Consider the following 21,189-nt stretch of genomic DNA (forward strand, 5'->3'; position numbering starts at 1 on the left):
CCTGAAAACTGATTGTCGAATAACGACGCCGCCAATGGCTATCGTCCTCCGATCGGAGGACGGCCGCCCGTTCTCGCTATCGCCCGAGATCGACCACTGGCACGGTCACCGGACCATCGAGTTCGAAGAATTTCTCCGCCGCAAAGCCGCACGGGCCGGCGATGAGATTGGCCGGGATCGTTGCAATCGCGCCGTTATAGCGCCCGACCGTCTCGTTATAATGCTGGCGGGCGAAGGCGATGCGGTTCTCGGTCGTCGCGAGTTCCTCCTGCAGCGCCATGACCGTGCTGTCGGCCTTGAGATCGGGCATCGCCTCGACGCGCGCGATGAGCTGGCCGAGCGCACCGCTCAGTGCGCCTTCCGCGCTCGATCGGCGCGCGACGTCGCTGCCGGCCTGAACCGCCTGCTCGCGCACCGCGGCGACCTTTTCCAGCACAGCGCTTTCATGGCCCATATACCCGCGCACCGCCGCGACGAGGTTGGGGACAAGGTCGTGGCGGCGCTTCAATTGCGTGTCGATCTGCGCCCAGCCGGTCTTCACCCGCATGTGTGAGCGGACCAGCGAATTGTAGATCAGGACAATGATCGCGATCAGCAGCGCGACGATCACGATGGCGACGATCAGTTCGTGCGGCATGGTTTTCCCTTTTAGACATTCATGATGGTGGTGAAGATCAGCAGCCCGGCGCCGGCGCTGGTCGCGAGTAGCGCGATCAGTCCGATCGCGAGGATCAACCCTGTCAGTTTGTAGTTGGCGGCCAGGAACAACAGGATGACCGCGAGGATGCCGAGCCGCTTCATCTCACCCGGCGACATGGCGGGGATGACGACCGGCGCGCCTTCACGAACCGTCGCGCCAAGCGCGCGCAGACGGGCGAGGCGGCTGGCAATGTCGGGTTCGATCGCGTCGAGGATCGCGCCGTGACGGCCCGTCGCAACGACCGGCTGACACAGGAACGCATGACCCCATAGGCCGCATCCGGGCGGCAGGCCACAACGGTCGCGGAGATAGGATAATGCCGAAGCCTGAGCGTCGGGATCGCCAGCGAGTTGCACCGCGGTCGCATCGGCGAGGAAGCGGCGCGACCGCCAGACCATCGCCAGCGGCCAGCGCAACACGATGATCGTCCATACGCCGAGCGTCAGGCGCACCAGACCGTAGAACAGCACCGCCGACCCGGCGAGCAGCAGCAACGCCGGAATCGCGGCGCCCCAGGGCGTGTTCTTGTCAACCGCGAACTTGTCGGCGACCGACCAGAAAATCACGCCGGGAAGGATCAACAGCATCGGTAGCCAGAACAGCAGCGCCAACAACCGCTGCCCGGCAAGACGGGAATCGAGGATCTCGAACGCGACGTCGGCGCGGACGCGGCCGAAGCTCGCCGCGATCAGCAAACCGATCGCGCGGCGCGCGTCGCGACGGAACGGCAAGTCGATCAGAGTCAGGAACAGGCAGATCGCGCGGTACGCCGCAAGAAGCGAAGCGGAGATGCGCAGATCGCCATTGCCGATCGACCCCATTGCCTGCGCGACCAATGCCTGCGTATCGCCGCGCCCAAGCGTATCGAGCAACCCGCGCGTCGCGACGATCCCGGCATGGTCATGCGCGGTGCCGAACGCGGCGAGATTGGGCGCGGCGGCGTCGATCAATCCCACCGCCGGCGTCGGCAGGCCGGCGGCGAGCGCCATTTCGGCAACGAGATTACCGAACTGATGCTCCTCGGCATCGCCGAACGCGGGCGCGCGGACGCCGATCGTATCCGGCCAGGGTGTCGCTTGTGGGCGGAGCATCAGCCAGCGCAGCCAGATCCAGGCGAGCGGCGGCGGCAGGAAAGCTGGCAAAACGAGCAGCACGCCGGTCGTGATGAGGATCGCGTTGCGGTTCGGGTTTTCCGCCACGCCATAAGCGAACTTCATGACCGTCGCTTCGAACCCGAAATCGCGAATGCAGCGCACGATCAGGCCAAGCAGCACGCCAAGCATTGCCGGCGCAAACAGCAGCAGCACGATGCTGAGGAACAGGCCGGCAATGCATGCCGCGACGATACAGGCCAATGTCGCGCGCCATGTGCCCCGCCGGCGCCGCGCCTGTTCCTCCTGGAACAGCACGGGGCGGACTGGCGTGAACACGGCATCGGCGGCTTCGCTCACCATCGCTGTATCGCGGTGCGGATGACCCCGCGCGTCAACGGTTCGGCGCGTCGGCGGGCTGCGCTTCCGCTGCCGGCTGCTCCACCGCCGCCTCGACGGGCTGGGCAGCGGGCTGTGCCTTTTTGCCGTTAAGCAACTTTTCGAACAGCGACATCATCAACTGCCCGCCGAGCTGCTTAGCATTTTCCTCGAATGTGGGCTGAGCTGCGGGCTGGGCGGCGGGCTCGGCGGCGGGCTGGGCGGCGGGCGGCGCTTCCTGGGCTAAGCCAGGCGTGGCGAAAGCGGCAAGCGCGACTGCGAGAAGGATTTTCATGATATTCTCCCAATAAATTGTCGATCGTGCGATCGTGCGATCGTGCGATCGTGCCGAATGCCCCGGCACCGGGCGTCATCCGATCGAGGGACGCTCCATGATGGATCGAGACTGGCGCGCGGCGAGATGCATGGTCAGCGTGGTTCGACCGAAGCGAGCTGGCGCGAACAGGGCGTGAGCTGATCGGCCCGTTGCCACACCGCGGCGTAGCGCAATGCCTTGCCCCTGCCATAGGGCGGGGCGCGGCGCAGGATGAAGCCGTTGCGCCGCATGCGCTCGGTCTCGGTGGCAAGCTTTTGGGTGGTCAGGCCGACCGCAGCGGTGGTGCGCAGTGCCGGGCCGACATCGACCAGCACCGCAAAATACTGGATCTTGCCGAGCTGGAACGGCGCGATCGCGACGACGCGCTGGCCGGATCGGGCCACGATCTTGCGCAGCTCGGCCTCGCTGATCCAATAGCTGATCGATTGCTGGACGTTGCGGCCCTTATCCCACAGCACGCCGTACCAGGCGGCACCGCCGACCACGCCGACGGTCAGGTCGGTCATGCGATAATCCCGCCCGGTCATTTCGAGCGAGGCGAAATAAAAGGCTTCATGCCCGAGCGCGCCGTGCGTCAGCCGTGTCGGATCGCCGGTCGATCCCCAAAGGGCGGAGAAGCTGGGCGCGCCGTCCTTGTCGGCGATGGCTTCGCGTTCGAGCCGCAAGCCGGCCGAAGCGTGCAGCGCCTGCTGCCGGGCATAGGCGTCGACATCCATGCCGGTGACGACCGCCGACCGGCACACCGGATCGGCCGCCATGGCGGGTGCGGCGAGTGCGAGCAGGGCGAGCGCGACCAGGCTCACGACGACAGCATCGGCGCGAAGATCAGGCGTTGCAGATCGCTCTGCCGACGCGCGCCGGATTTGTCGAAGATGCGCTGAAGGTGCGTGCGCGCGGTGGTCTTGGCCACGCCGAGCTTGATCGCAGCCTGTGGCACCGATGCGCCGCCGCACAGCATGTGCAGGAGGCGGCCTTCGGCGGGCGTAAGGCCGAACTGCCCGATCGCGCGCTTGAGCTGGGTGGATTTGCGGTCGGCAAGAACGCGAACGGTCGCGATGACCTGCGCCTGGCCTTCCATGCACTGCAGCAGGACGAGGCGAATCTCGAGGCCCGTATCACCGGTTTCGTCACCGCCAAGCCGCAAAGCGCGCTCCGGCTCCTGACCTGTCAGCACCGCGCGGAAGGCGGCCGCGAGGTGCGCGCCGAGCGCGGTGCTTTCGGCGCAGATCACGCCGTGCACAAGGCGTAGCGCCTGGCAGGATGAGAGCAGCCGATAGGCGGCGGGGCTTGCCTGAAGCAGCCGGCGTTCGCGGTCCATCAGCATCATGACCGGCTGGTCGGAAACATCTTCGCCAGGGTCGCTTGCGATCGCGGCCGCCGGGCGCAAGAATTCGGGCGGATGATAAATTGGCGCGCTGGCAGTCGTAGCAGAAAACCGGTACATGGTACTCGCTCCCTTAGTGAAAGCTCCACAGGAAGAGAGACGGAATTTGAACGTCGATGCGGACACGCCTTCCGAAAGAAAGCCCGGCGCGCCATCGGACGTGCTGGCCGCCGCGCTGTACGACGACCTGCACAAGGTCGCGCACCGCGAGCGTTTCCGCGCCGGACGACCCGATACGATGCAGACCACGGCGGTCTTGCACGACGCCTATCTGAAGCTGTCCGACCGCGCCGAATGGCAGAGCCGGGACCATTTCATGGCGGTCGCATCGACCACGATGCGCCACGTGCTGGTCGACGCGGCGCGCGCGCGGCTGGCGGCGAAACGCGGTAGCGGGGAGCGCGCGGTGCCGATCGACGAGGCGGTCCTGCCCGAGGACAGTGGCGACCGGCAATTGGTCAAGCTCGGCGAAGCGCTGCAGGCGCTGGCCGGATTCGACGAGGAACTGGCGCGGCTGGTGGATTGCCGCTTCTTCGCCGGCATGACCGAAGAGGAAACCGCGCGCGTGCTCGGGGTCAGCGACCGCACGGTCAGGCGGCGCTGGCTGCAGGCGCGCGCGTGGATCCACCAGGAGATGACCGAGGAATAAGCGCGGTCGACCGCCTGCCTGTTCGGCCTGACCGCAGCCGCCGCATCTCTGACGGCATCAGTCCCGCATACTTCTTCCGCCAGGCGTAGAACGTCGCCTCGCTGATCCCGGTCTTGCTGCACACCTCGCCAATGGTCGTGCCGTCCTCGGCCTGCTTCAATACGAACGCAATCTGCCCCTCGCTGTACTTCGATCTCTTCATCACTCGCTCCGCTTCCTGACCCTCCATCATAACTGGAATTTTCCAGCTCAAAACGGTCCAGGAAACGGGCAGCAGAAGGTCCGCAAACCATTCACCCGAGGAAAATACAAGATCGATATCAACGGCGGTATCGTGAGCGGCTACGGATTTTTTGAGATAGGGTAGATCGAAGCCCAGACGAGATCCGATCGGCCTTGGCCCTATAGCTACCTCACTTCCGCCCTCTTCAGAGCGTCTCTTAACAATGGAATGCTCCTGGTAAACGGCGCTGCCGGTGCACCGATCGTTTTGAACAGCTTTTCCGCGGCATCGAGATCGGCGCGCGCGGCGGGAAAATCGCCCTCCATCAGGTGCAACTGGAAGCGTCCGCGCAAATACGCTCCGTAAATCAGATTCTGCGTGCCCAGTTCCTTCAATCCCGGCTCCAGTTCGGCGAATACCTTGCGCGCCTCGGCGATGTCGCCTTCATGCGCCTGTGCCTCGCCGAGCGAGACGCCGAGCATGATGGTGATCGGTGATCCCGCTCCGGCATATTGCTCTGCCATCTGGCGTGCCTCGATAATGATCGGGATCGCCTGACGGATCTCGCCGACACCGAGCATGACGCGCGTGACCTGGAGAAGATCGGTAGCGAGCCCGGCAGACGGGCCGTAGAGCGAGCGCCGCAGTTCCGCCGCGCGGCGGAAATATCTGAGCGCGGCGCGCTGATCGTCCTTGCGCGTGTACCAGCTGCCGCGCTGCTGGATCAGCGAAATGCCGATCGGGCTTTTTTCCATATGGCTTCGTTCGAGCAGCACCTCGGCGCGCTTGAGGACCCTGTCGAGTTCGACGAGCCGATCCGCCTCGCCAAGATGAACGGCGAGATTATTGTAGCGAATCAATAGTGAGCGAGGTTCGTCGGCATAGGCGCGCTCGGCCTCGGGCATTTCGTCGATCAGCAATTTGATCGCCTCATCGCGTTTGCCCATCTGGCGCATGATCTGGGCACGCGCGGCACCGGATTCGAGCCGTTCGTTGCGGAACCGCTCGGGGTCGGTGCGCCAAACCTTGTCGGACTGGTCGAGCAGCTTCGTCGCGGCGTCGAATTTGCCCGTTGCGCCCTGGATCGAACCAAGGTTCATCTGCATCGTCGCGAACTGAGCCGGATCCTCGCGACCGACGCCCCTGGCGATGGCGGTGGACAACAGCGTTTCAGCGCCGACCAGATCCTCGATCTGGAGATAGAGTTCGGCCAGTGAATTGACCACCGGCGCGGTATTGGGTGAGCGTTCGCCGAATGACTGGATCAGCCGCGCCGTGCTGTCGTTGAGCAGGTCTTGCGCCGAGGCCGAACCGCCCTTGCCGAATTCCTGTGCATTGCGGAACATCAGCGACATGGATTCATTGACCGCTTCGGCCCGCCGCGCCTCCGCTTTGGCGATGTCGCGTTCGATCGCTGTCTGGCGCGATTGCCAGGCGACGCCGCCCGCCCCGACGAGCAAGGCGAACAGCAATGCCGCGCCCGCCGCCACCGCCCAGCGATGCCGCCGCACGAACCGGCGGAACTGATAGGCGGTGCTGCCGCTGCGCGCCTGGACCGGCTCGAAAGCCAGATGCCGTCGCACATCGTCGGCAAGCGCCGCGACACTGGCATAACGCGCGGCGGGGTCGTGGCGCATCGCCTTCATCACGATCGCGTCGAGATCGCCGGCGATCCTGGCCGGCGAAACCGGTGCGGTCGCAACCTGAGCAGCGAGCTTGCTCGGCAGCGGCGGCTCCTCGTCGACCATGCGGCGGATGGTCGCGGGTAACGCATTGCCCTCGCCAAGCCAGGCGCCTCGTCCGCTGAGCAGTTCGAACAATATCCCGCCCAGCGCATAGATATCGGTCGCGACGGTCGGCTGGTCGCGCCGGAATTGTTCGGGCGCGGCATAATCGGGGGTCAGCATCGCCTGAGTGATGGTCTGTTCGGGCGACGCGGCGTCGATGATCCGCGCGACGCCGAAATCGAGCAGCCGCGCGCGGCCTTCGCTATCCACCAGGATATTGGCCGGTTTGATGTCGCGGTGGATGACGCCGCGCGCATGGGCATAACCGACCGCGTCGCACAGATCGAGGAACAGGCGAAGCCGGTCGGCCAGAGACGAGCCATGCGCCGCGCACCAGTGCGTGATCGCTTCGCCATCGACATATTCTAGCGCCATGTACGGGCGGCCATCGACCGCGAGGCCGCCGTCGATCAGTCGTGCTATGCCGGGATGTTCGAGCCGCGCGAGAAGCTGACGTTCGGCATCGAACAATTCCATCCGCCCGGCCGCCTCCGGCCGAAGCAACTTCACGGCAATGCGCTGATCGAACCCCCCCTCAACCCGATCGGCCAGATACACTTCGCCCATGCCGCCGCGGCCGATCAACCGGGCGATGCGGAAGGCGCCGACGACATCGTCCTGCTTGAGCGAGCTATATCCCGGATCGATCCCTTCTCCAGGAAGCAACGGCGACATCGTGTCGAGCACACCGACGGTGTTGTGCGACGCAAGCATCGCGCGCACCCGCGTCGCCACATACGGATCATAGCCACCCGCGACGAGCAGCCGTTCCTGCCGTTCGGGCGCCTGATCGACCAGCCGGTCGAACGCGTCGTTGATGCTCGCCCATTCCTGGCCGGTTGGTTGACGCATGGCGCCCTGCCCTTGGAAATCGTTGACTACGCGGCCTGGGCCCGATCGGACTGGCTCTCCCATTCCTACCACAGCTCTCATGGCGGGGCGATGCGGGGCCGGCATCGTGCGATCGAAGGATAAGGTTTGACCAAAAAACAGCCGATGGAGATCGTCAATTCACTTGCGAGCGTCTGATCGGATTGCCGGTCCAGGGGTCGACATCGACCGGGCCGCGCAGCGAGATATTGACGCGGTACCCGGTGAAACACTGCACCGGCATGCCGGGATAGATAAAATATTGGTAGCGGGTACCGCGCAGCGGGATTTTCACCGCCTGTGCCATATTGTCAGTACTCTGGCCGTCGGCGCCGATGAAGCGGTCACTGCCGCCGCGGCGTCGTGGTCCATCCGAATAGGTCGGGACATAATTCTTCAGCGGCGGGATCGGTTCGATCGAAAAGGCGGCGAGGCGAAAGCCGTGACTGCGTGGCGCGGTCAGGTCGACCTGATCGCCATGACGGACGGGGTATTCCGCGCTGTCGCAGATGTCGCCGCGCTTTTCCTGCGGCCGGTTGATCCAGGCCTTGCTGACATAGATCGTCGCGCCCGCGCTGGGGATCGCCCCGGGCGGCGCCGGTGCAACCCGTTTGACGATCAGGCCCGGCCAGGTGGCGATTTGCAGCGCGGAATCGGGCACCGCGTTGAGCGTGACCGTCGCTTGACGGATGAGCGGATTGATCACCACCGTGCGGTCGCGCGGGATAATCTTCCGGGTGACTTGTGCCTTGCCGATCTGGGCCTGTCCGGCGGTGGCGGCCAGGATCGGCAAAAGCAGGCACGCGACAGTGACGATCTTCATGGTGCAACTCCTCATTTCGCTTTGCCGGTATAGGGATCGATACCCTTGGGTCCCCAGACCTTGATCGCCAGCCCCCAGGTCGCCGAGCAGCCCAACCGTTGCACCTTGCCGCGCACCGGCATGTCGAGCACGAAAATCGTCGGTGAGACGCTGAATACCTCGATGTCGGCCGGCGACTTGGCGTTGAACAGGCGCGTGCCGGAACGCGAATAGGGGCGCACGATACCCTCGGCGGCGATCTTGTATCCCGAAGGCCCGATGCGCCCGTTCAGATGATATTCGATCACGCGAAAGCCGTTCCTGCGCACGCGCCCGATATCGATGAGGTCGGCCGGCTGACGGCAATTCCTCAATGGATAGGCCGTGCGCGAAACGCCGGGCACGCCCTTATTTGTGACGGTCGCGGGCATCCAGCCATCGACCGTGGCGATGGTCAGCATGTCCTGCGGCATTTCATCAAGATAGCTTTCGTCTTGGCCCCGTACCGGTGGCTGGGGTTGCGGCTGGGGTCGTTGCTTCTGCTGCAGCGGCGTCAGCTTCTTGATGATGAGCCTGGGTTGCTGAGCTACCGCGGCGATCGAAGTGGCGCCGGCCAGCGCAGCCAGCACGGCGATGGTCAAGCGATTGCGGTGGGGCACGTCGTTTCTCCCATAGGTCCTACAGGAGTTGACGGGATCGGACGGTGAAAGCGGACACACGCCCGAGAATATTTGCCGCGCGTCGCCGGCCGATCCCCGGTGACTGCCAATGGCCAGCACAAAAGAATGCGGCGGCCCCATGTGGAACCGCCGCAGAAGGGACATTGACGTATTTTCAGTCGGCGAGCGCCGTAAGGGCGTGCGGCCGATGGTTGAATTCAAGCCAGGCGAGCAGTGCAACGACCAGCGCCTGGGCGAGTACGAAAATGACGCCGAACGCAGTCGGCTCGGTCATCAGCAGCACCACAATGCTTGCGGCGACCCACCCGATATTGCCGACCACCGCCAGCAGGACGAGCGGCGTGTTGAGAAGCGGCGTCCTCGCCATCCAGGCGAACAGGGCGGCAACCGGAAACAGGCTGACCCCGGCAATCAACAGGAGAGTCGTGTGAAGGCCAGTCGGTCCGGCAAGCATCGTCGCGCCCAGGCTCATCGCCGCACCGGCGAGCACGCAGGTCAGCGCATCGAGGCCAAGGATCTTGCGGATATTCTGATTGGTCGTTTCGGTCATGATGTCCTCCATTGGTGCAGGCGTTGTTGGTGAGGAGGTTTTCGCCGAACGAGGTAGGCGCGTCGATTACTTCGAAGGTAATGGCGGCTCGTTGCATGCCGATCTATTCATCTGTCACGGAGGGAAATGAACATGGCGGTTGCTGCACGAAATGTCGGAGATCAGTTGCGCGAATGGCGCCAGAAGCGGCGCATGAGCCAGCTCGATCTGGCACTGGATACGGAGATTTCCGCGCGTCATCTGAGCTTCCTCGAAACCGGCCGCGCGCGGCCGAGCCGCGACATGGTGCTGCGCCTTGCCGAACAGCTCGACATGCCGATGCGCGAACGTAATTTGTTGCTGTCCGCCGCCGGATTCGCGCCCTTGTTCGGCGAACGGTCACTCGACGACCCGGAAATGGCCGGTGCGCGTCGCGCGGTCGATCTGATCCTTGCCGGACACGAGCCGTGGCCCGCTTTGGTGGTCGATCGATGCTGGAACCTGATCGCGGCAAATCGCGGCGTCGCGCCGCTATTGGCGGGCGTGTCACCTTCGTTGCTGGCCGGAGTGCCCAATATCATGCGGCTGGCGCTGCATCCCGACGGGCTGGCGGCGCAGATCATCAATCTGGCGGAGTGGCGCCATCATCTGATCGCGCGCTTGAAGCGACAGGCGCAGGCAGCAAGCGATTCCGATATCGACGACCTCGTCGCCGAACTGGAAAGCTATCCGGCGCCACCGATGGCCGATGCCAAGCCGCAGGATCTGGGCGGCATCGCAGTGCCGATGAAGCTGCTGATGGGCGATCGGGTGCTGAGTTTCCTTAGCACCACGACGGTATTCGGCACCGCGCAGGATGTGACCCTGTCGGAATTGACGCTGGAGACTTTCTTCCCCGCCGACGACGCGACCGCTGAAATGGTCAGGGTATTGGCGAGCGGCGGCAGCGAGAGCGGTTTCGAGCTGGGTTGATCCCACGTATCCCGTTCCCCCTGAGCCCGTCGAAGGCAGGCACAGGAGCGGTTTAGCCGAGTTCGCCGGAAGATTCCCGGGTGACTGAGAAATCACTAGCGCATCGCCGACAGCGCGTTAGGCTTTTCCGCATTCGAACGGGATGTGAAATTGATGGCGACGACTGCACAAACCATGCCGGATTCGACCGCACAGATCGCAACCGACCGATCCTTTCTGGGCCACCCCAAGGGCCTGGCCTATCTTGCCTTCACCGAAGCATGGGAACGGTTTTCCTATTACGGCATGACCGCGCTGGTCGTGCTTTACATGGTCCAGCAGCTGTTTTTGCCTGGCCATGTCGAAAATGTCGCCGGGCTACCGGCCTATCGCGCAGTGCTCGAATCCGTACTCGGCCCGCTGTCGGCGCAGGGCCTCGCGTCGCAGACCTTCGGGCTGTATTCGGGGCTGGTCTATTTCACCCCGATCCTGGGCGGCATGGTCGCAGATCGCTGGCTCGGCGCGAAGCGCACCGTGGTGATCGGCGCGCTGATGATGAGCGCGGGCCATTTCGCCATGGCGTTCGACCATAGTTTCCTGCTCGCCTTGCTGCTGCTGATCCTTGGTTCGGGTTGTCTCAAGGGCAATATCTCGGCGCAGATCGGGCATCTCTATCCACCGGAGGATAAATCGCGACGGACCCGCGCCTTCGCCATCTTCAGCATGGCGATCAACACCGGCGCGGTGCTCGGCCCATTGGTGTGCGGCGGGCTGGCGCAGGTATATGGCTGGCATATCGGATTCGGCACTGCGGGCATATTGATGCTCCTCGCCACTGTGACCTATCTGGCGGGGCAGCGCTATCTGCCAGACCAGCGCACGCGCCGAAGCGACCGGGTCGCCGCAGCACCGCTGACCAGTGCGGAGTGGCGGACCGTGCTGTTGCTGGTCGTCGTTATGGGCATCACGGTGTTCCAGACGATCGCCTATTTCCAATTCTTCAATGTCGGTATGGTGTGGATCGACAGCCATGCAGATCTCGCCACGCCGCTTGGCCATATTCCCGCACCCTGGTTCAATTCGGTCGATGCCTTTTTCAGTGTCATCGCGGTGCCGCCGCTGGTGTGGCTCTGGGCACGAGAGGCAAAACGCGGTCGCGAACCGAGCGACCTGACCAAGATCGGTATCGGCGCGGGGCTCGCCGCAGCATCGGCCGGACTGATGATGCTGGCCGCGTGGCTTGCCGGCCCCGGGACGTCGAGCGCGCTGATCCCCTTCGCGGCCTTTGCCGGGATGGGCGTGGCCTTTCTTTATTATTGGCCACCCTATCTCGCGCTGATGTCGCGCGCTGCGCCGGCCAAGGTCAATGCGACGATGATGGGCTGCGCATTTCTGTCGCTGTTTATTGGCAATATCATCATGGGCTGGATCGGCAGCTTCTATGAACATATGACGCCGGCCGCTTTCTGGGCATTGAATGCCGGCATCGCCGCGATCGGCGCGCTGCTCGTCCTGCTCTTCGGGCGGGCGATTACGCGCGGGCTGAATGCGGGTTAGGTTTTTGCCCTTGGCGGCTGTGCTGCTGCTCGCACGTCCTGCTCATGCCCAGGACACGGCAGCTTATCAGGCACCGGTGCCGCCGCCCTGCCGCATGGTCGGCGACTCGGCCAGCCGTGGCGGTGAGCCGCAATTCATCCGCATCGACCCCGCCGCCGCCGCGCGTATGGCGGAGGTCGGGCTCGATCGCGCCGGTATCTTTGCGCGCATGGCCGAGACCTCGATACCAGAGACGATGGGCTGCTGGGCGATGCCGGCGGGCAATTTCGACGGCCAGCTTATTTCGGTCGGCATGGCGCAGTGGAATTTCGGCACTGATAGTCTGCAGCCGGTGCTCGATCGCTGGCGCGACCGTTTCCGTTCGGGGCGGCGCTTCAAGCGCGCGCTCAAGGATCTGGCGCCGACCTATGGCAAATTGTTCTTCTCCGAACCGTGCCGCGCAGTACCGGTCGGCGACAAATGCCGCACCGGCATTCTCGCTGCGGAAGATTCCGGCGGGCGATTAGGCCCGGCGATCGAGGCCGAACTCACCGCGATCTTCGAAAGCGACGCGATGCTGCAGGTGCAGACTGACACTTATATCGATTTGCTCGATGCGGTCCGGCTCGATCTGCTGCGCGTTTTCCCGGCAGGCCCGATGACCTTGCGGAAAGTGCGCTGGGCGATCGATATCCGGGTACAGCAAGGGTTCCTGCCCGGCGACGAGGACGTTGCGCGGTTACGCGGCAAGCTTGCGGCGATGCCCGAAGCGGAGCGCTGGCCAAGGCTGCGCGCGATCATCGCCTGGTACAAGGCGCTGGCCGAGACGATCGACCAGGACGGCATCGGCCGCGACCATCAATGGAATGTCGCGCGCTGGGGTTGTTTGATCGACGCCGGGCTGATCGATCCGGAGCAATATGAATTGCTCAATCTGACCTTCCTGCGCAGCCGCACCGCGATCGGCAATAGCGGCCGGTGGCAGGCGCTGACCTTCGAACGGCGCGCGAAGATCATCCTCGGGGTGGGCAGCGTCAGTGGAACGCGCGATGGCGATTGCCCGGTTCAGTCGCCGACACCATGACATCCCCAATACCGGTCAGATCAGCCTGACCAGCGCGGTCCCCACGACCGCAAGCGCCATAGACAACAGCGACGATCGCCAGATCAGCATCGCGACCGTCGCGCCGCAGACGCCCACGGCCAGCGCCACGTCGCCGGCCAGGATCACCGGCACCACGAATGCGGCAAGCGTGCAGGTCGCGAGATGGTCGAGCAGCCGCCGCACGGAATCGGGTACCCGGTTCGCCGCGACGAGCCATGCGCCAAGGATTCGCGTGGCATAGGTGGCGAGCGCCATCATGCCGATCGCCAGGGCCGACATCTCAGCGCCGGGCATCGAGAGCATAGCCGAACACCGCGCCGATCAGCGCCGCCACGATAATCGCCCAATGGGTCGGCATCACGAGCGAAAGCCCGGCCGCCGAGCCCCCTGCAACGACCCAGGGCGGAACGTCGCGCGGACCTTTTGCGGCGACGATCAGCACGCAGACGAAAAAGGCCGGCATCAACGCATCGACCCCGAACTGACGTGGATCGCCGATCGCCTCTCCGGCAAAGGCTCCAACCAGCGTTCCCGCGACCCAGCACAGCCACAACAACAATCCGCCGCCAAGCAGATGACCGAGATCGCGCTCGCCACCGGCAATGGCTTGCCGGGTCGATGCCCAATTGGCATCGCTGAGCAAGGCAAGCACGGCATAACGCCGCATCGGTGACGCCGCACCGAGATAGCTTCCGAGTGTCGCGCCAAGCACGACGTGGCGGCCATTGATCGCCAGCGTGGTCATCAGGATCGCGAGCCAGGGCAGCGGAAAATGCCACAGATCGAGCACGGCATATTGCGCCGCGCCGGCGAAGACGAAACCGCTCATCGCTGCGGCCGTCGCGGGGCTCAGACCGGCTTCGACCGCCGCCGCGCCGAAGCCGATGCCGAACACGGCAACCGCAATTGCGGCAGCGAACAGGTCGCGAAACCCACGTCCGACAGCGGCAAAGGACAAATCTGTTGGGGCAGCGGACATGGCGCACCCTATCGCCGCGCGCGCGCCGGACAAGTGATGCGAATGCCAATGCGATAAACATCGTGCCAATCATTGAAATTGGCATGATATCCCGGTAAGCGAAAATGATGCCAAACGCCCGCCGTGACAATCCCGCCCATTCGGTTGCGATCCTGGCCTATCAAGGCCTGTGCCTGTTCGAATATGCCACCACGCTGGAGGTGCTGAGCAACCGCCGTTCGGCCGATGGTAAGTCCCTTTACGCGGTGGCCAGCTTCTCGCTCGAAGGCTCTTCGATCCTGACCGACCGGGGAGTGTCGATCATAGTCGCTGCGTCGGACGAAGTATTTTACGACGCGCAGACCATCGTCGTGCCGGGATGGCGCATGGGGCCGGTGCCGGATCAGATCGCCGCCGCGCTGGCCATGGCGCATCGCGGCGGCGCGCGGATCGTATCGATCTGTACCGGCGCATTCGTGCTGGCGGCGGCGGGGCTGCTCGACGAGCGGCGCGCGACCACGCATTGGCAATTCGCCGAACAGCTCGCGCGCGACCATCCACGTGTCTCGGTCGATCCGGCGGCGCTCTACATCGACGAAGGCAGCATCGTCACTTCGGCCGGATCATCGGCCGGGATCGACATGCTGCTCCATCTCATGCGCCGCGATTTCGGATCTGCGGCGTGCAACGAGGCCGCCCGCGCGATGGTCGTGCCGCCACATCGCGGGGGCGGCCAGGCGCAATATGCCGAAACTCCCGTGCCTGAAATTCACCACAAGGCATTCTCGATCGTGGTCGAGCAATTGCGACGCGACCCCGCAGGCGACCACCGGATCGAGACACTTGCCGCAATGGCCGCGATGAGCCCGCGCACCTTTTTCCGCAAATTCCGCGCCGCGACCGGGCATACACCCTATGACTGGATTCTGATCGAACGCATCCGGCTGGCAAAGGTGATGCTCGCAGAAGGCGACCTGCCGGTCGAGCGCATCGCCGAGCGCGCCGGCTTCGGCGCCGCCGATACCTTCCGGCACCATTTTCGCCGGGTCGTCGGCACTACGCCGAGCCAGTTCCGCGCCGCCTTCCAGCATGACGGGCAATGGCTCCAGGCGGCCGAATGATTGGCGCGATCTTCCGCCCCTTTGGCACGTCGTACGATCGCCATTTTCGACAGATCGCCGGACAATCGGCCGCCAGATAGCGGCCAGATAGCGGAGGATGATTGGGATGACTGGGATGATTGCGAGGATCTGGAAGGGCGCGGTGCCGACGGCGAAGGCAGCCGACTATCTCGACCTGATGCGGTCGGTGTCGCTGCCCGACTATCGCGCGGTCAAGGGGAATGCCGGCGCATGGTGCCTCCACCGCGAGGCCGATAACCTCACTCACATTACCATGCTTACGTTCTGGACCGACATGGCGGCGATCGCGCGATTTGCCGGGAGCGATCCGGAGTTGGCGAAATATTATCCGTTCGACCCGGACTTCCTGATCGAAATGACGCCCCGCGTCGAGCATCACGAAATATTGCAGGCCGACCTCGACGCCGTTGATGGATAGCGTGACCGGAATCGTATCGAGATCGGCGTCTTGCCGGCCGGGAAGTTCGTCACCGACCAGCGGGTCGTTATTGTTGTCGAAATCCGATGCCTTCACGGCACGGCCGAGATCGTCGATTGCACGCAGCGGCGAGCGTGCTTGCCTGCCGGCTGATCGGCTGGAAGACGGCGTCATGTTCAACTGATAGGCACGATCCGATGACCGCGCCGCAGCGATGCCGACAGGTGGATCAACAACGTGACCTCTACCACAGCCCTCGCCAAGAACCAGGCGCGGCGATATGCCCCATATCCATGAAGGCAGGCGGCAATCCCACGATCAACGATGTCGCCCGTTTGGCCGGCGTTTCGAAGAAGACCGTCAGCCGGGTGATCAATCGCTCGCCGCTGCTCACAGATAAGACGCGGCTGCGTGTCGAGACAGTGATCGGTGAGCTCGGTTATATCCCCAACCCACAGGCGCGCGGCCTCGCGCTCAGGCGCAATTTCCTGATCGGGCTGATCCACGACAACCCCAACTCGCAGATGGTGCTGGGGGTGCAGCAGGGCATTCTCGAAGCGATCCGCGAGACCGAATTCGCGCTGGTCGTCCGCCCGGTCGATCGCGGATCGCCGGCGATGTTCGACGATGTCCGGCATTTCCTCGAACGCCAGCGGCCGTTCGGCGTGCTGCTGCTACCGCCGATCTCGGAGAATGACGAGCTCGCCAAACTGTGCGAATCGCTCGGCTGCCGCTATGTACGGATGGGGTCGGCCAAGCTCGACGACGATCATCATTCGGTCGCGTCGAACGACGCCGAGGCGGTGATCGAAGCGGTGCGCTATCTGATCGAACAGGGCCATCGCCGCATCGGCCTGGTCACCGGGCCGCATGGTTTCCGCTCGGCGTTCGAGCGACGCAGCGGCTTCGAAAAGGCGCTCGCCGAGGCCGGGATCAAATTGCCTCGAGGGCTTGTCGCGACCGGCGATTATCGCTTCGAATCCGGGGTCGAGGCGGGCAATCGCCTGCTCGATCAGGTGCCGATACCGACCGCGATCTTCGCCTCCAATGACGAAATGGCGGCGGGCGTACTCCACGCCGCGCGCCAGCGTAACCTGGCGGTACCGCAGGATTTGTCGGTGATCGGCTTCGACGATACCGAGATCGCCGGCCATGTCTGGCCGCCGCTGACCACCGTGCGCTGGCCGATCCAGTCGATGGCGCGCGCCGCTGCGCTGAAACTGCTCGCCGGCACGCTCGACGACGATAACGGGATCGAGGAGCCGTCGCTGTTCCTTTCCAAACTGATCCGCCGCGCCTCGGTGGCGCGGCCTCAGCCGGAGTGATTTTGATGGCTTCCGTATTGACACCGGTGTCTGGTTTGGCGATGGCGGGACGCACCAGGACCAGCAAATGACCCGTCCATTGATCCTCGACCCTGATCGGTTGTTCCCGGCAGATCCGCGCACGCGGGACATCACGCGTGCGCTCTACGCGGGTGTCGCCGGGTTGCCGATCATCAGCCCGCACGGTCACACCGATCCGACCTGGTTCGCGACCAACGCCAATTGGTCGAACGCGACCGAGTTGCTGCTAGCGCCCGACCATTATCTCTACCGAATGCTCCATTCGCAGGGCATCGCGATCGAGGCGCTTGGCGTGCCCGACCGGAACGGTGCGGTCAGCGCCAATCCGCGCGCGGCGTGGCGGTTGTTCGCGGCCAATTATACGCTTTTCCGCGGCACGCCCTCCCGACTCTGGCTCGATCATGTCCTCGCCGAGGTATTCGGCCTCGACGTTGCGCTCGACGCGACCAGTGCGGATATGGTCTACGACGCGATCGGTGAGAGCCTCGCATCGGACGCTTTCCGTCCCCGCGCGCTGTTCGACCGGTTCGGCATCGAGTTCCTCGCCACCACCGAAGGTCCGCACGACAGCCTCGATGCCCATCATGCGATCCATAGTTCGGGCTGGCAGGGGTGCGTTGTCACGACCTATCGCCCCGATGCGGTAATCGATCCCGAGCATCACGATTTCTCGGCCGCCTTGGTCCGTTTCGCCGAACTGACCGGCGAGGATGTGCATAATTGGCAAGGCTATCTGGCCGCACATCGCAAGCGCCGCGCCGATTTCCGTGCGGCCGGTGCTACGGCGACCGACCATGGGCACCCGACCGCCGCGACCGCCAACCTCTCGCCGGTCGAGGCCGGGGCGTTGTTCCATCGCATCATGGGCAGCGACTGGACGCCGGCCGAGGCCGAGCTGTTTCGCGCCCAGATGTTGACCGAAATGGCGGCGATGTCGGTCGAGGACGGCATGGTGATGCAGATTCATCCCGGCTCATCGCGCAACCATAATGCGGCATTGTTCGCCAGCCATGGTCGCGACAAGGGTGCCGACATCCCCATGCGCACCGACTATGTCCATGCGCTGAAACCGCTGCTCGATCGCTTCGGCGCCAGCACCGATCTGTCGATCATCCTCTTCACGCTTGACGAAAGCAGCTATGCCCGTGAACTCGCGCCGCTTGCCGGCCATTACCCGTGCCTGAAACTCGGCCCGTCCTGGTGGTTTCATGATTCACCCGAAGGCATGCGCCGTTTCCGCGAGATGACCACAGAGACCGCAGGCTTCTACAACACGGTCGGGTTCAACGATGACACCCGCGCCTTCCTGTCGATTCCCGCGCGCCATGATGTCGCGCGGCGCATCGATTGCGGGTTCCTCGCGCGGCTCGTTGCCGAAGGACGACTGGTCGATTGGGAGGCCGCCGAACTGGCGTTCGAGTTGACCAACGGCCTGGTGCGCCGTGCCTATAAGCTTGTGCCTTTACCCATCTCCGCCGCTGCGGCGACCTGAGATTGCAACGGAGAGAATGATGTTCGACCGCATACCGGCAGGGCGCTGGGGCGACCCCGAGGTTCTCGGCGGCGCGGCGGTGTTCTTCGCCTCGCGCGCGGCGGGTTATGTCACCGGCCATATCCTGGCGGTCGATCGCGGGTGGTTGGCACGATGAGCAAGCTGCTTGCTTTTGGGGAGATCATGCTCCGCCTGTCGCCGCCGGGCCGCGAATTGCTGCTGCAGACACCGAAGCTCGATGTGTGGGTCGCGGGCGCCGAAGCCAATGTCGTGACCGCGCTGGCGCGGCTCGGCCATGACGTCGGCCTTGCCAGCGTGGTGCCAGATAATGACCTCGGCCGCGCAGCGATTTCCACGCTGCGCGGGCACGGCGTCGATACCACCGGGATCGCGTTCGGCGGCGAGCGGATGGGGCTGTATTTCGTCACTTCAGGCGCGGGCATGCGAGCGACCGAAGTGATCTATGACCGCGCGGGTTCGGCTTTTGCCGAGGTGCCGGTGAGTGCCTGGGACTGGGACGCGCTGCTCGCCGGTGTTGATCGGCTCCATTTGTCGGGCATCACCCCCGCGCTTGGGCAAGTGCCGGGCGAGAGTGCTATCGCCGCGGTACGTGCGGCCAAGGCACGCGGCATCGCCGTCTCGTTCGACGGCAATTTCCGGGCGAAACTCTGGGAGCGTTGGGACAGCGATCCGCGCGCGACGCTGACCGAGCTGGTGCGCCATGCCGATCTGATGTTCGGCAACCACCGCGACATTGCCCTGCTGCTTGGCCGCGACTTCACAGCGGATGGCGAGGATCGGCGCCGCGAAGCGGCCGATGCCGCATTCGCGGCCTTTCCCGACCTGCAGATGATAGCTTCCACTGCGCGCCATGTCGTGACGGTCGACGACCACCGGCTGTCGGCGCGGATCGATGCGCGCGACGGCTTCGCCCAGACCGACGAAGTGGTGCTGGCCGGGATCGTCGACCGGATCGGCGCGGGCGATGCCTTTGCCAGCGGCGTGCTCCATGCGCTGCGCAGCGGTTCCGACATTGCCGAAGCGGCGCGGATCGGCCTGGCGCTGACCGCGCTCAAACATTCGCTGCCGGGCGACGCGAGCCTGTTCCGCCAGGCCGATATCGACGCGTTCCTGGCCGGCGGGCTGGATGTGCGGCGGTAGTCAATATAGCTTCCCCGGCGGAGGCGGGGTCCAGTTGGGAGCGTCGCGGTAACGAAGCGCGACACTGGTCGCGATTTTCTTCCAACTAGGCCCCGGACGCCGCAGCGGGCACCGAAAAGATGTGGCACAGTCCGGTGTCCCATATCTCCCGTCGCTATTGCCTCATCCTCGCTGCAGGCGGCGATTCAGCCATAGCACGGAACAATGCTGCGGCACTGCGGACCCGGAACAAATCCGGCATCAAGGTCGCTACCGCGGTTCGTAATCCTGCTCGCTCTGACCGGCGCGATACCCGTCATAGCGCTGGCAATTGTTCGGATCCTCGCGGCACGCCTTTTCCGCCTTTTTGCGCTCGCGGCCTTCGCGTTCTTCCTGTTTGCGCATCTTGCGCCCGTAATTGCGATCGGCCTCGGACTGGCTGGTGGTCGACCAGTCGACCGCCTTGCCCGCCACCTTGACCGGCGCGGTCACGATGCTTGCCACCGTGCGGACGCAGCCGCCCGAGAGCAGCGGCGTGAGGGCGATGGACGCGATAAGCAATCTGCGCATGATGATCTCTATGGTTGACGCGTATGCCTGGTCGCATCGCGCGCTTCGGCACCGATCTGCGGGAAATCCGTGAAGAACCCGTCGACGCCATCCTGGATATAAAGCGCAATTTCGTCCGAAAGACGGCCATGTGCCACAGGGTTGACGCCGGTCTTCAGGCTCGACGGCAGGAAGAAATTCTCCGCGCGAAACGTCCAGGGATGGACGCGCAGCCCCGCCTTGTGCGCATCGGCGATCAGCGTGGTCGGCGGCGCATCGCCGTTGCGGATCATCGATTTGGACGGGCCGATGCCATAGGCATAGGTCGCAACGACCTTGAGGCCGGCGGGGGTGGCCATCTCGGCATAGCTCGCCACCGCTTTGTCGGCGGGACCGCCGGCCGCGTCCATCAACTGAATCAGCCGGATATGGGTCAGCTTGTGCAGGCGCTTGAGATTGTCGACTTCGAACGACTGGATGAACACCGGCGCCTTCGCGTCACTCCACCCCACCGCCCTCAGTTCGGCGACGAGCTTCGCTTCCATCGGCAGGCCGATCGAGGCAAAATAACTGGGGTGCTTGGTCTCCGGATAAATGCCGATCGTCCGGCCTGTCGCTTTGCTCTGCGCCTTGGCGAGGGCGATGATCTCGGCCAGAGTCGGAATCTCGAACTGGCCATCATATTTGCCATTGTCGGGGCGAAGTTGTGGCAGGCGTTCCTTCGCGCGGAGCTTCTTCAGTTCGGCGAGCGTGAAATCTTCGGTGAACCAGCCGGCATGGCTTTCGCCATCGATCACCCTGGTCTTCTTGCGATCGGCGAATTCGGGATGGGCGGCGACATCAGTCGTACCGGTGATGTCGTTCTCATGCCGCGCGACGAAGACATTGTCCTTGGTCAGCACCAGATCGGGTTCGATGAAATCCGCACCTTGCTCGATCGCCAGGGTGTAGGACGCGATGGTATGTTCGGGCCGCAGCCCGCTCGCGCCGCGATGAGCAATAACGATCGGGCTCTTGGTATCGGCGGCCATGGCCCTATCTTGCATCGTGACGCCGCTGGATGCCAGCAGCACGACGAGGCAAGCCGCGACAAAGCGATTGCAAGACACGGTGATAAAAGAT

At 64.3% G+C, this 21,189-nt stretch carries 22 protein-coding genes and 2 pseudogenes; 10 read left to right on the forward strand and 14 right to left on the reverse strand.

Features of this window, described 5'->3' with window-relative positions; all coding sequences use genetic code 11:
• Nucleotides 1-76 precede the first annotated feature (76 nt).
• The 5 genes from ACVWZA_RS21100 to ACVWZA_RS21120 form a co-directional block, all read right to left on the reverse strand.
• Nucleotides 77-637 (reverse strand): LemA family protein, encoded by a 561-nt coding sequence (locus ACVWZA_RS21100; protein WP_457313412.1) that lies wholly within the window; start codon nucleotides 635-637, stop codon nucleotides 77-79.
• 11 nt (nucleotides 638-648) lie between these two features.
• Nucleotides 649-2,154: a hypothetical protein gene (locus tag ACVWZA_RS21105; protein WP_457313413.1), complete on the reverse strand. Its 1,506-nt coding sequence runs from the start codon at nucleotides 2,152-2,154 to the stop codon at nucleotides 649-651.
• A gap of 31 nt (nucleotides 2,155-2,185) precedes the next feature.
• Nucleotides 2,186-2,464 carry a hypothetical protein gene (locus tag ACVWZA_RS21110; RefSeq protein ID WP_457313414.1) on the reverse strand — a complete coding sequence of 93 codons (279 nt, stop codon included), beginning with the start codon at nucleotides 2,462-2,464 and terminating at the stop codon, nucleotides 2,186-2,188.
• Between the two features lie 134 nt (nucleotides 2,465-2,598).
• Complete coding sequence (locus ACVWZA_RS21115) at nucleotides 2,599-3,309, reverse strand: hypothetical protein (RefSeq protein ID WP_457313415.1); 711 nt, start codon at nucleotides 3,307-3,309, stop codon at nucleotides 2,599-2,601.
• Nucleotides 3,306-3,830 carry a helix-turn-helix transcriptional regulator gene (locus ACVWZA_RS21120; RefSeq protein WP_457313416.1) on the reverse strand — a complete coding sequence of 175 codons (525 nt, stop codon included), beginning with the start codon at nucleotides 3,828-3,830 and terminating at the stop codon, nucleotides 3,306-3,308. Before ACVWZA_RS21120 ends, ACVWZA_RS21115 begins: the two co-directional genes overlap by 4 nt.
• A gap of 166 nt (nucleotides 3,831-3,996) precedes the next feature.
• Between ACVWZA_RS21120 and ACVWZA_RS21125 the strand changes: the two genes are divergently transcribed.
• Nucleotides 3,997-4,539: an ECF-type sigma factor gene (locus ACVWZA_RS21125; RefSeq protein ID WP_457313417.1), complete on the forward strand. Its 543-nt coding sequence runs from the start codon at nucleotides 3,997-3,999 to the stop codon at nucleotides 4,537-4,539.
• A 31-nt stretch (nucleotides 4,540-4,570) separates the two neighbouring features.
• Here ACVWZA_RS21125 and ACVWZA_RS21130 read toward each other — a convergent pair.
• The 5 genes and pseudogenes from ACVWZA_RS21130 to ACVWZA_RS21150 all read right to left on the reverse strand — a co-directional run.
• Nucleotides 4,571-4,741: pseudogene (locus tag ACVWZA_RS21130) on the reverse strand (transposase); the annotation flags it as partial.
• A 206-nt stretch (nucleotides 4,742-4,947) separates the two neighbouring features.
• A complete protein-coding gene (locus ACVWZA_RS21135; RefSeq protein WP_457313418.1) occupies nucleotides 4,948-7,401 on the reverse strand; it encodes a protein kinase domain-containing protein in 2,454 nt (817 codons plus the stop codon).
• Between the two features lie 154 nt (nucleotides 7,402-7,555).
• Nucleotides 7,556-8,242, reverse strand: a complete 687-nt coding sequence (locus tag ACVWZA_RS21140) for a hypothetical protein (protein ID WP_457313419.1) — start codon at nucleotides 8,240-8,242, stop codon at nucleotides 7,556-7,558.
• Nucleotides 8,243-8,253: 11 nt separating this feature from the next.
• A complete protein-coding gene (locus tag ACVWZA_RS21145) occupies nucleotides 8,254-8,880 on the reverse strand; it encodes a hypothetical protein (RefSeq protein WP_457313420.1) in 627 nt (208 codons plus the stop codon).
• Between the two features lie 175 nt (nucleotides 8,881-9,055).
• A complete protein-coding gene (locus ACVWZA_RS21150; protein ID WP_457313421.1) occupies nucleotides 9,056-9,451 on the reverse strand; it encodes a hypothetical protein in 396 nt (131 codons plus the stop codon).
• Nucleotides 9,452-9,583: 132 nt separating this feature from the next.
• Here ACVWZA_RS21150 and ACVWZA_RS21155 point away from each other — a divergent pair, with 132 nt between their 5' ends.
• The 3 genes from ACVWZA_RS21155 (at nucleotide 9,584) to ACVWZA_RS21165 (ending at nucleotide 13,001) form a co-directional block, all read left to right on the forward strand.
• Nucleotides 9,584-10,402: a helix-turn-helix domain-containing protein gene (locus tag ACVWZA_RS21155; protein ID WP_457313422.1), complete on the forward strand. Its 819-nt coding sequence runs from the start codon at nucleotides 9,584-9,586 to the stop codon at nucleotides 10,400-10,402.
• A gap of 153 nt (nucleotides 10,403-10,555) precedes the next feature.
• On the forward strand, nucleotides 10,556-11,938 hold the full coding sequence (locus tag ACVWZA_RS21160; protein ID WP_457313423.1) for a peptide MFS transporter: 1,383 nt from the start codon (nucleotides 10,556-10,558) through the stop codon (nucleotides 11,936-11,938).
• A 10-nt stretch (nucleotides 11,939-11,948) separates the two neighbouring features.
• Nucleotides 11,949-13,001: a hypothetical protein gene (locus ACVWZA_RS21165; RefSeq protein WP_457313424.1), complete on the forward strand. Its 1,053-nt coding sequence runs from the start codon at nucleotides 11,949-11,951 to the stop codon at nucleotides 12,999-13,001.
• A 15-nt stretch (nucleotides 13,002-13,016) separates the two neighbouring features.
• Here ACVWZA_RS21165 and ACVWZA_RS21170 read toward each other — a convergent pair whose 3' ends face one another.
• Complete coding sequence (locus tag ACVWZA_RS21170; protein ID WP_457313425.1) at nucleotides 13,017-13,301, reverse strand: AzlD domain-containing protein; 285 nt, start codon at nucleotides 13,299-13,301, stop codon at nucleotides 13,017-13,019.
• Between the two features lies 1 nt (nucleotide 13,302).
• The gene (locus ACVWZA_RS21175; protein ID WP_457313426.1) at nucleotides 13,303-14,001 is read right to left on the reverse strand and encodes an AzlC family ABC transporter permease; all 699 of its coding nucleotides are present in this window, start codon (nucleotides 13,999-14,001) and stop codon (nucleotides 13,303-13,305) included.
• A 104-nt stretch (nucleotides 14,002-14,105) separates the two neighbouring features.
• Here ACVWZA_RS21175 and ACVWZA_RS21180 point away from each other — a divergent pair, with 104 nt between their 5' ends.
• The 6 genes and pseudogenes from ACVWZA_RS21180 to ACVWZA_RS21205 all read left to right on the forward strand — a co-directional run bounded on the left by ACVWZA_RS21180 (nucleotide 14,106) and on the right by ACVWZA_RS21205 (nucleotide 19,539).
• Nucleotides 14,106-15,101 carry a helix-turn-helix domain-containing protein gene (locus ACVWZA_RS21180; RefSeq protein ID WP_457313427.1) on the forward strand — a complete coding sequence of 332 codons (996 nt, stop codon included), beginning with the start codon at nucleotides 14,106-14,108 and terminating at the stop codon, nucleotides 15,099-15,101.
• A gap of 106 nt (nucleotides 15,102-15,207) precedes the next feature.
• Nucleotides 15,208-15,540 carry an antibiotic biosynthesis monooxygenase family protein gene (locus tag ACVWZA_RS21185; protein WP_457313428.1) on the forward strand — a complete coding sequence of 111 codons (333 nt, stop codon included), beginning with the start codon at nucleotides 15,208-15,210 and terminating at the stop codon, nucleotides 15,538-15,540.
• Between the two features lie 293 nt (nucleotides 15,541-15,833).
• Nucleotides 15,834-16,865 (forward strand): LacI family DNA-binding transcriptional regulator, encoded by a 1,032-nt coding sequence (locus ACVWZA_RS21190; RefSeq protein ID WP_457313429.1) that lies wholly within the window; start codon nucleotides 15,834-15,836, stop codon nucleotides 16,863-16,865.
• Nucleotides 16,866-16,932: 67 nt separating this feature from the next.
• Nucleotides 16,933-18,378 (forward strand): glucuronate isomerase, encoded by a 1,446-nt coding sequence (gene uxaC, locus ACVWZA_RS21195; RefSeq protein ID WP_457313430.1) that lies wholly within the window; start codon nucleotides 16,933-16,935, stop codon nucleotides 18,376-18,378.
• A gap of 13 nt (nucleotides 18,379-18,391) precedes the next feature.
• Nucleotides 18,392-18,535: pseudogene (locus ACVWZA_RS21200) on the forward strand (SDR family oxidoreductase); the annotation flags it as partial.
• A complete protein-coding gene (locus tag ACVWZA_RS21205; RefSeq protein ID WP_457313431.1) occupies nucleotides 18,532-19,539 on the forward strand; it encodes a sugar kinase in 1,008 nt (335 codons plus the stop codon). The pseudogene ACVWZA_RS21200 and the gene ACVWZA_RS21205, both read left to right, overlap by 4 nt.
• A gap of 249 nt (nucleotides 19,540-19,788) precedes the next feature.
• Here ACVWZA_RS21205 and ACVWZA_RS21210 read toward each other — a convergent pair whose 3' ends face one another.
• Nucleotides 19,789-20,088: a hypothetical protein gene (locus tag ACVWZA_RS21210; RefSeq protein WP_457313432.1), complete on the reverse strand. Its 300-nt coding sequence runs from the start codon at nucleotides 20,086-20,088 to the stop codon at nucleotides 19,789-19,791.
• 8 nt (nucleotides 20,089-20,096) lie between these two features.
• On the reverse strand, nucleotides 20,097-21,098 hold the full coding sequence (locus ACVWZA_RS21215) for a glycerophosphodiester phosphodiesterase (protein ID WP_457313433.1): 1,002 nt from the start codon (nucleotides 21,096-21,098) through the stop codon (nucleotides 20,097-20,099).
• Nucleotides 21,099-21,189 lie beyond the last annotated feature (91 nt).

This window comes from Sphingomonas sp. UYAg733 (assembly GCF_054057355.1).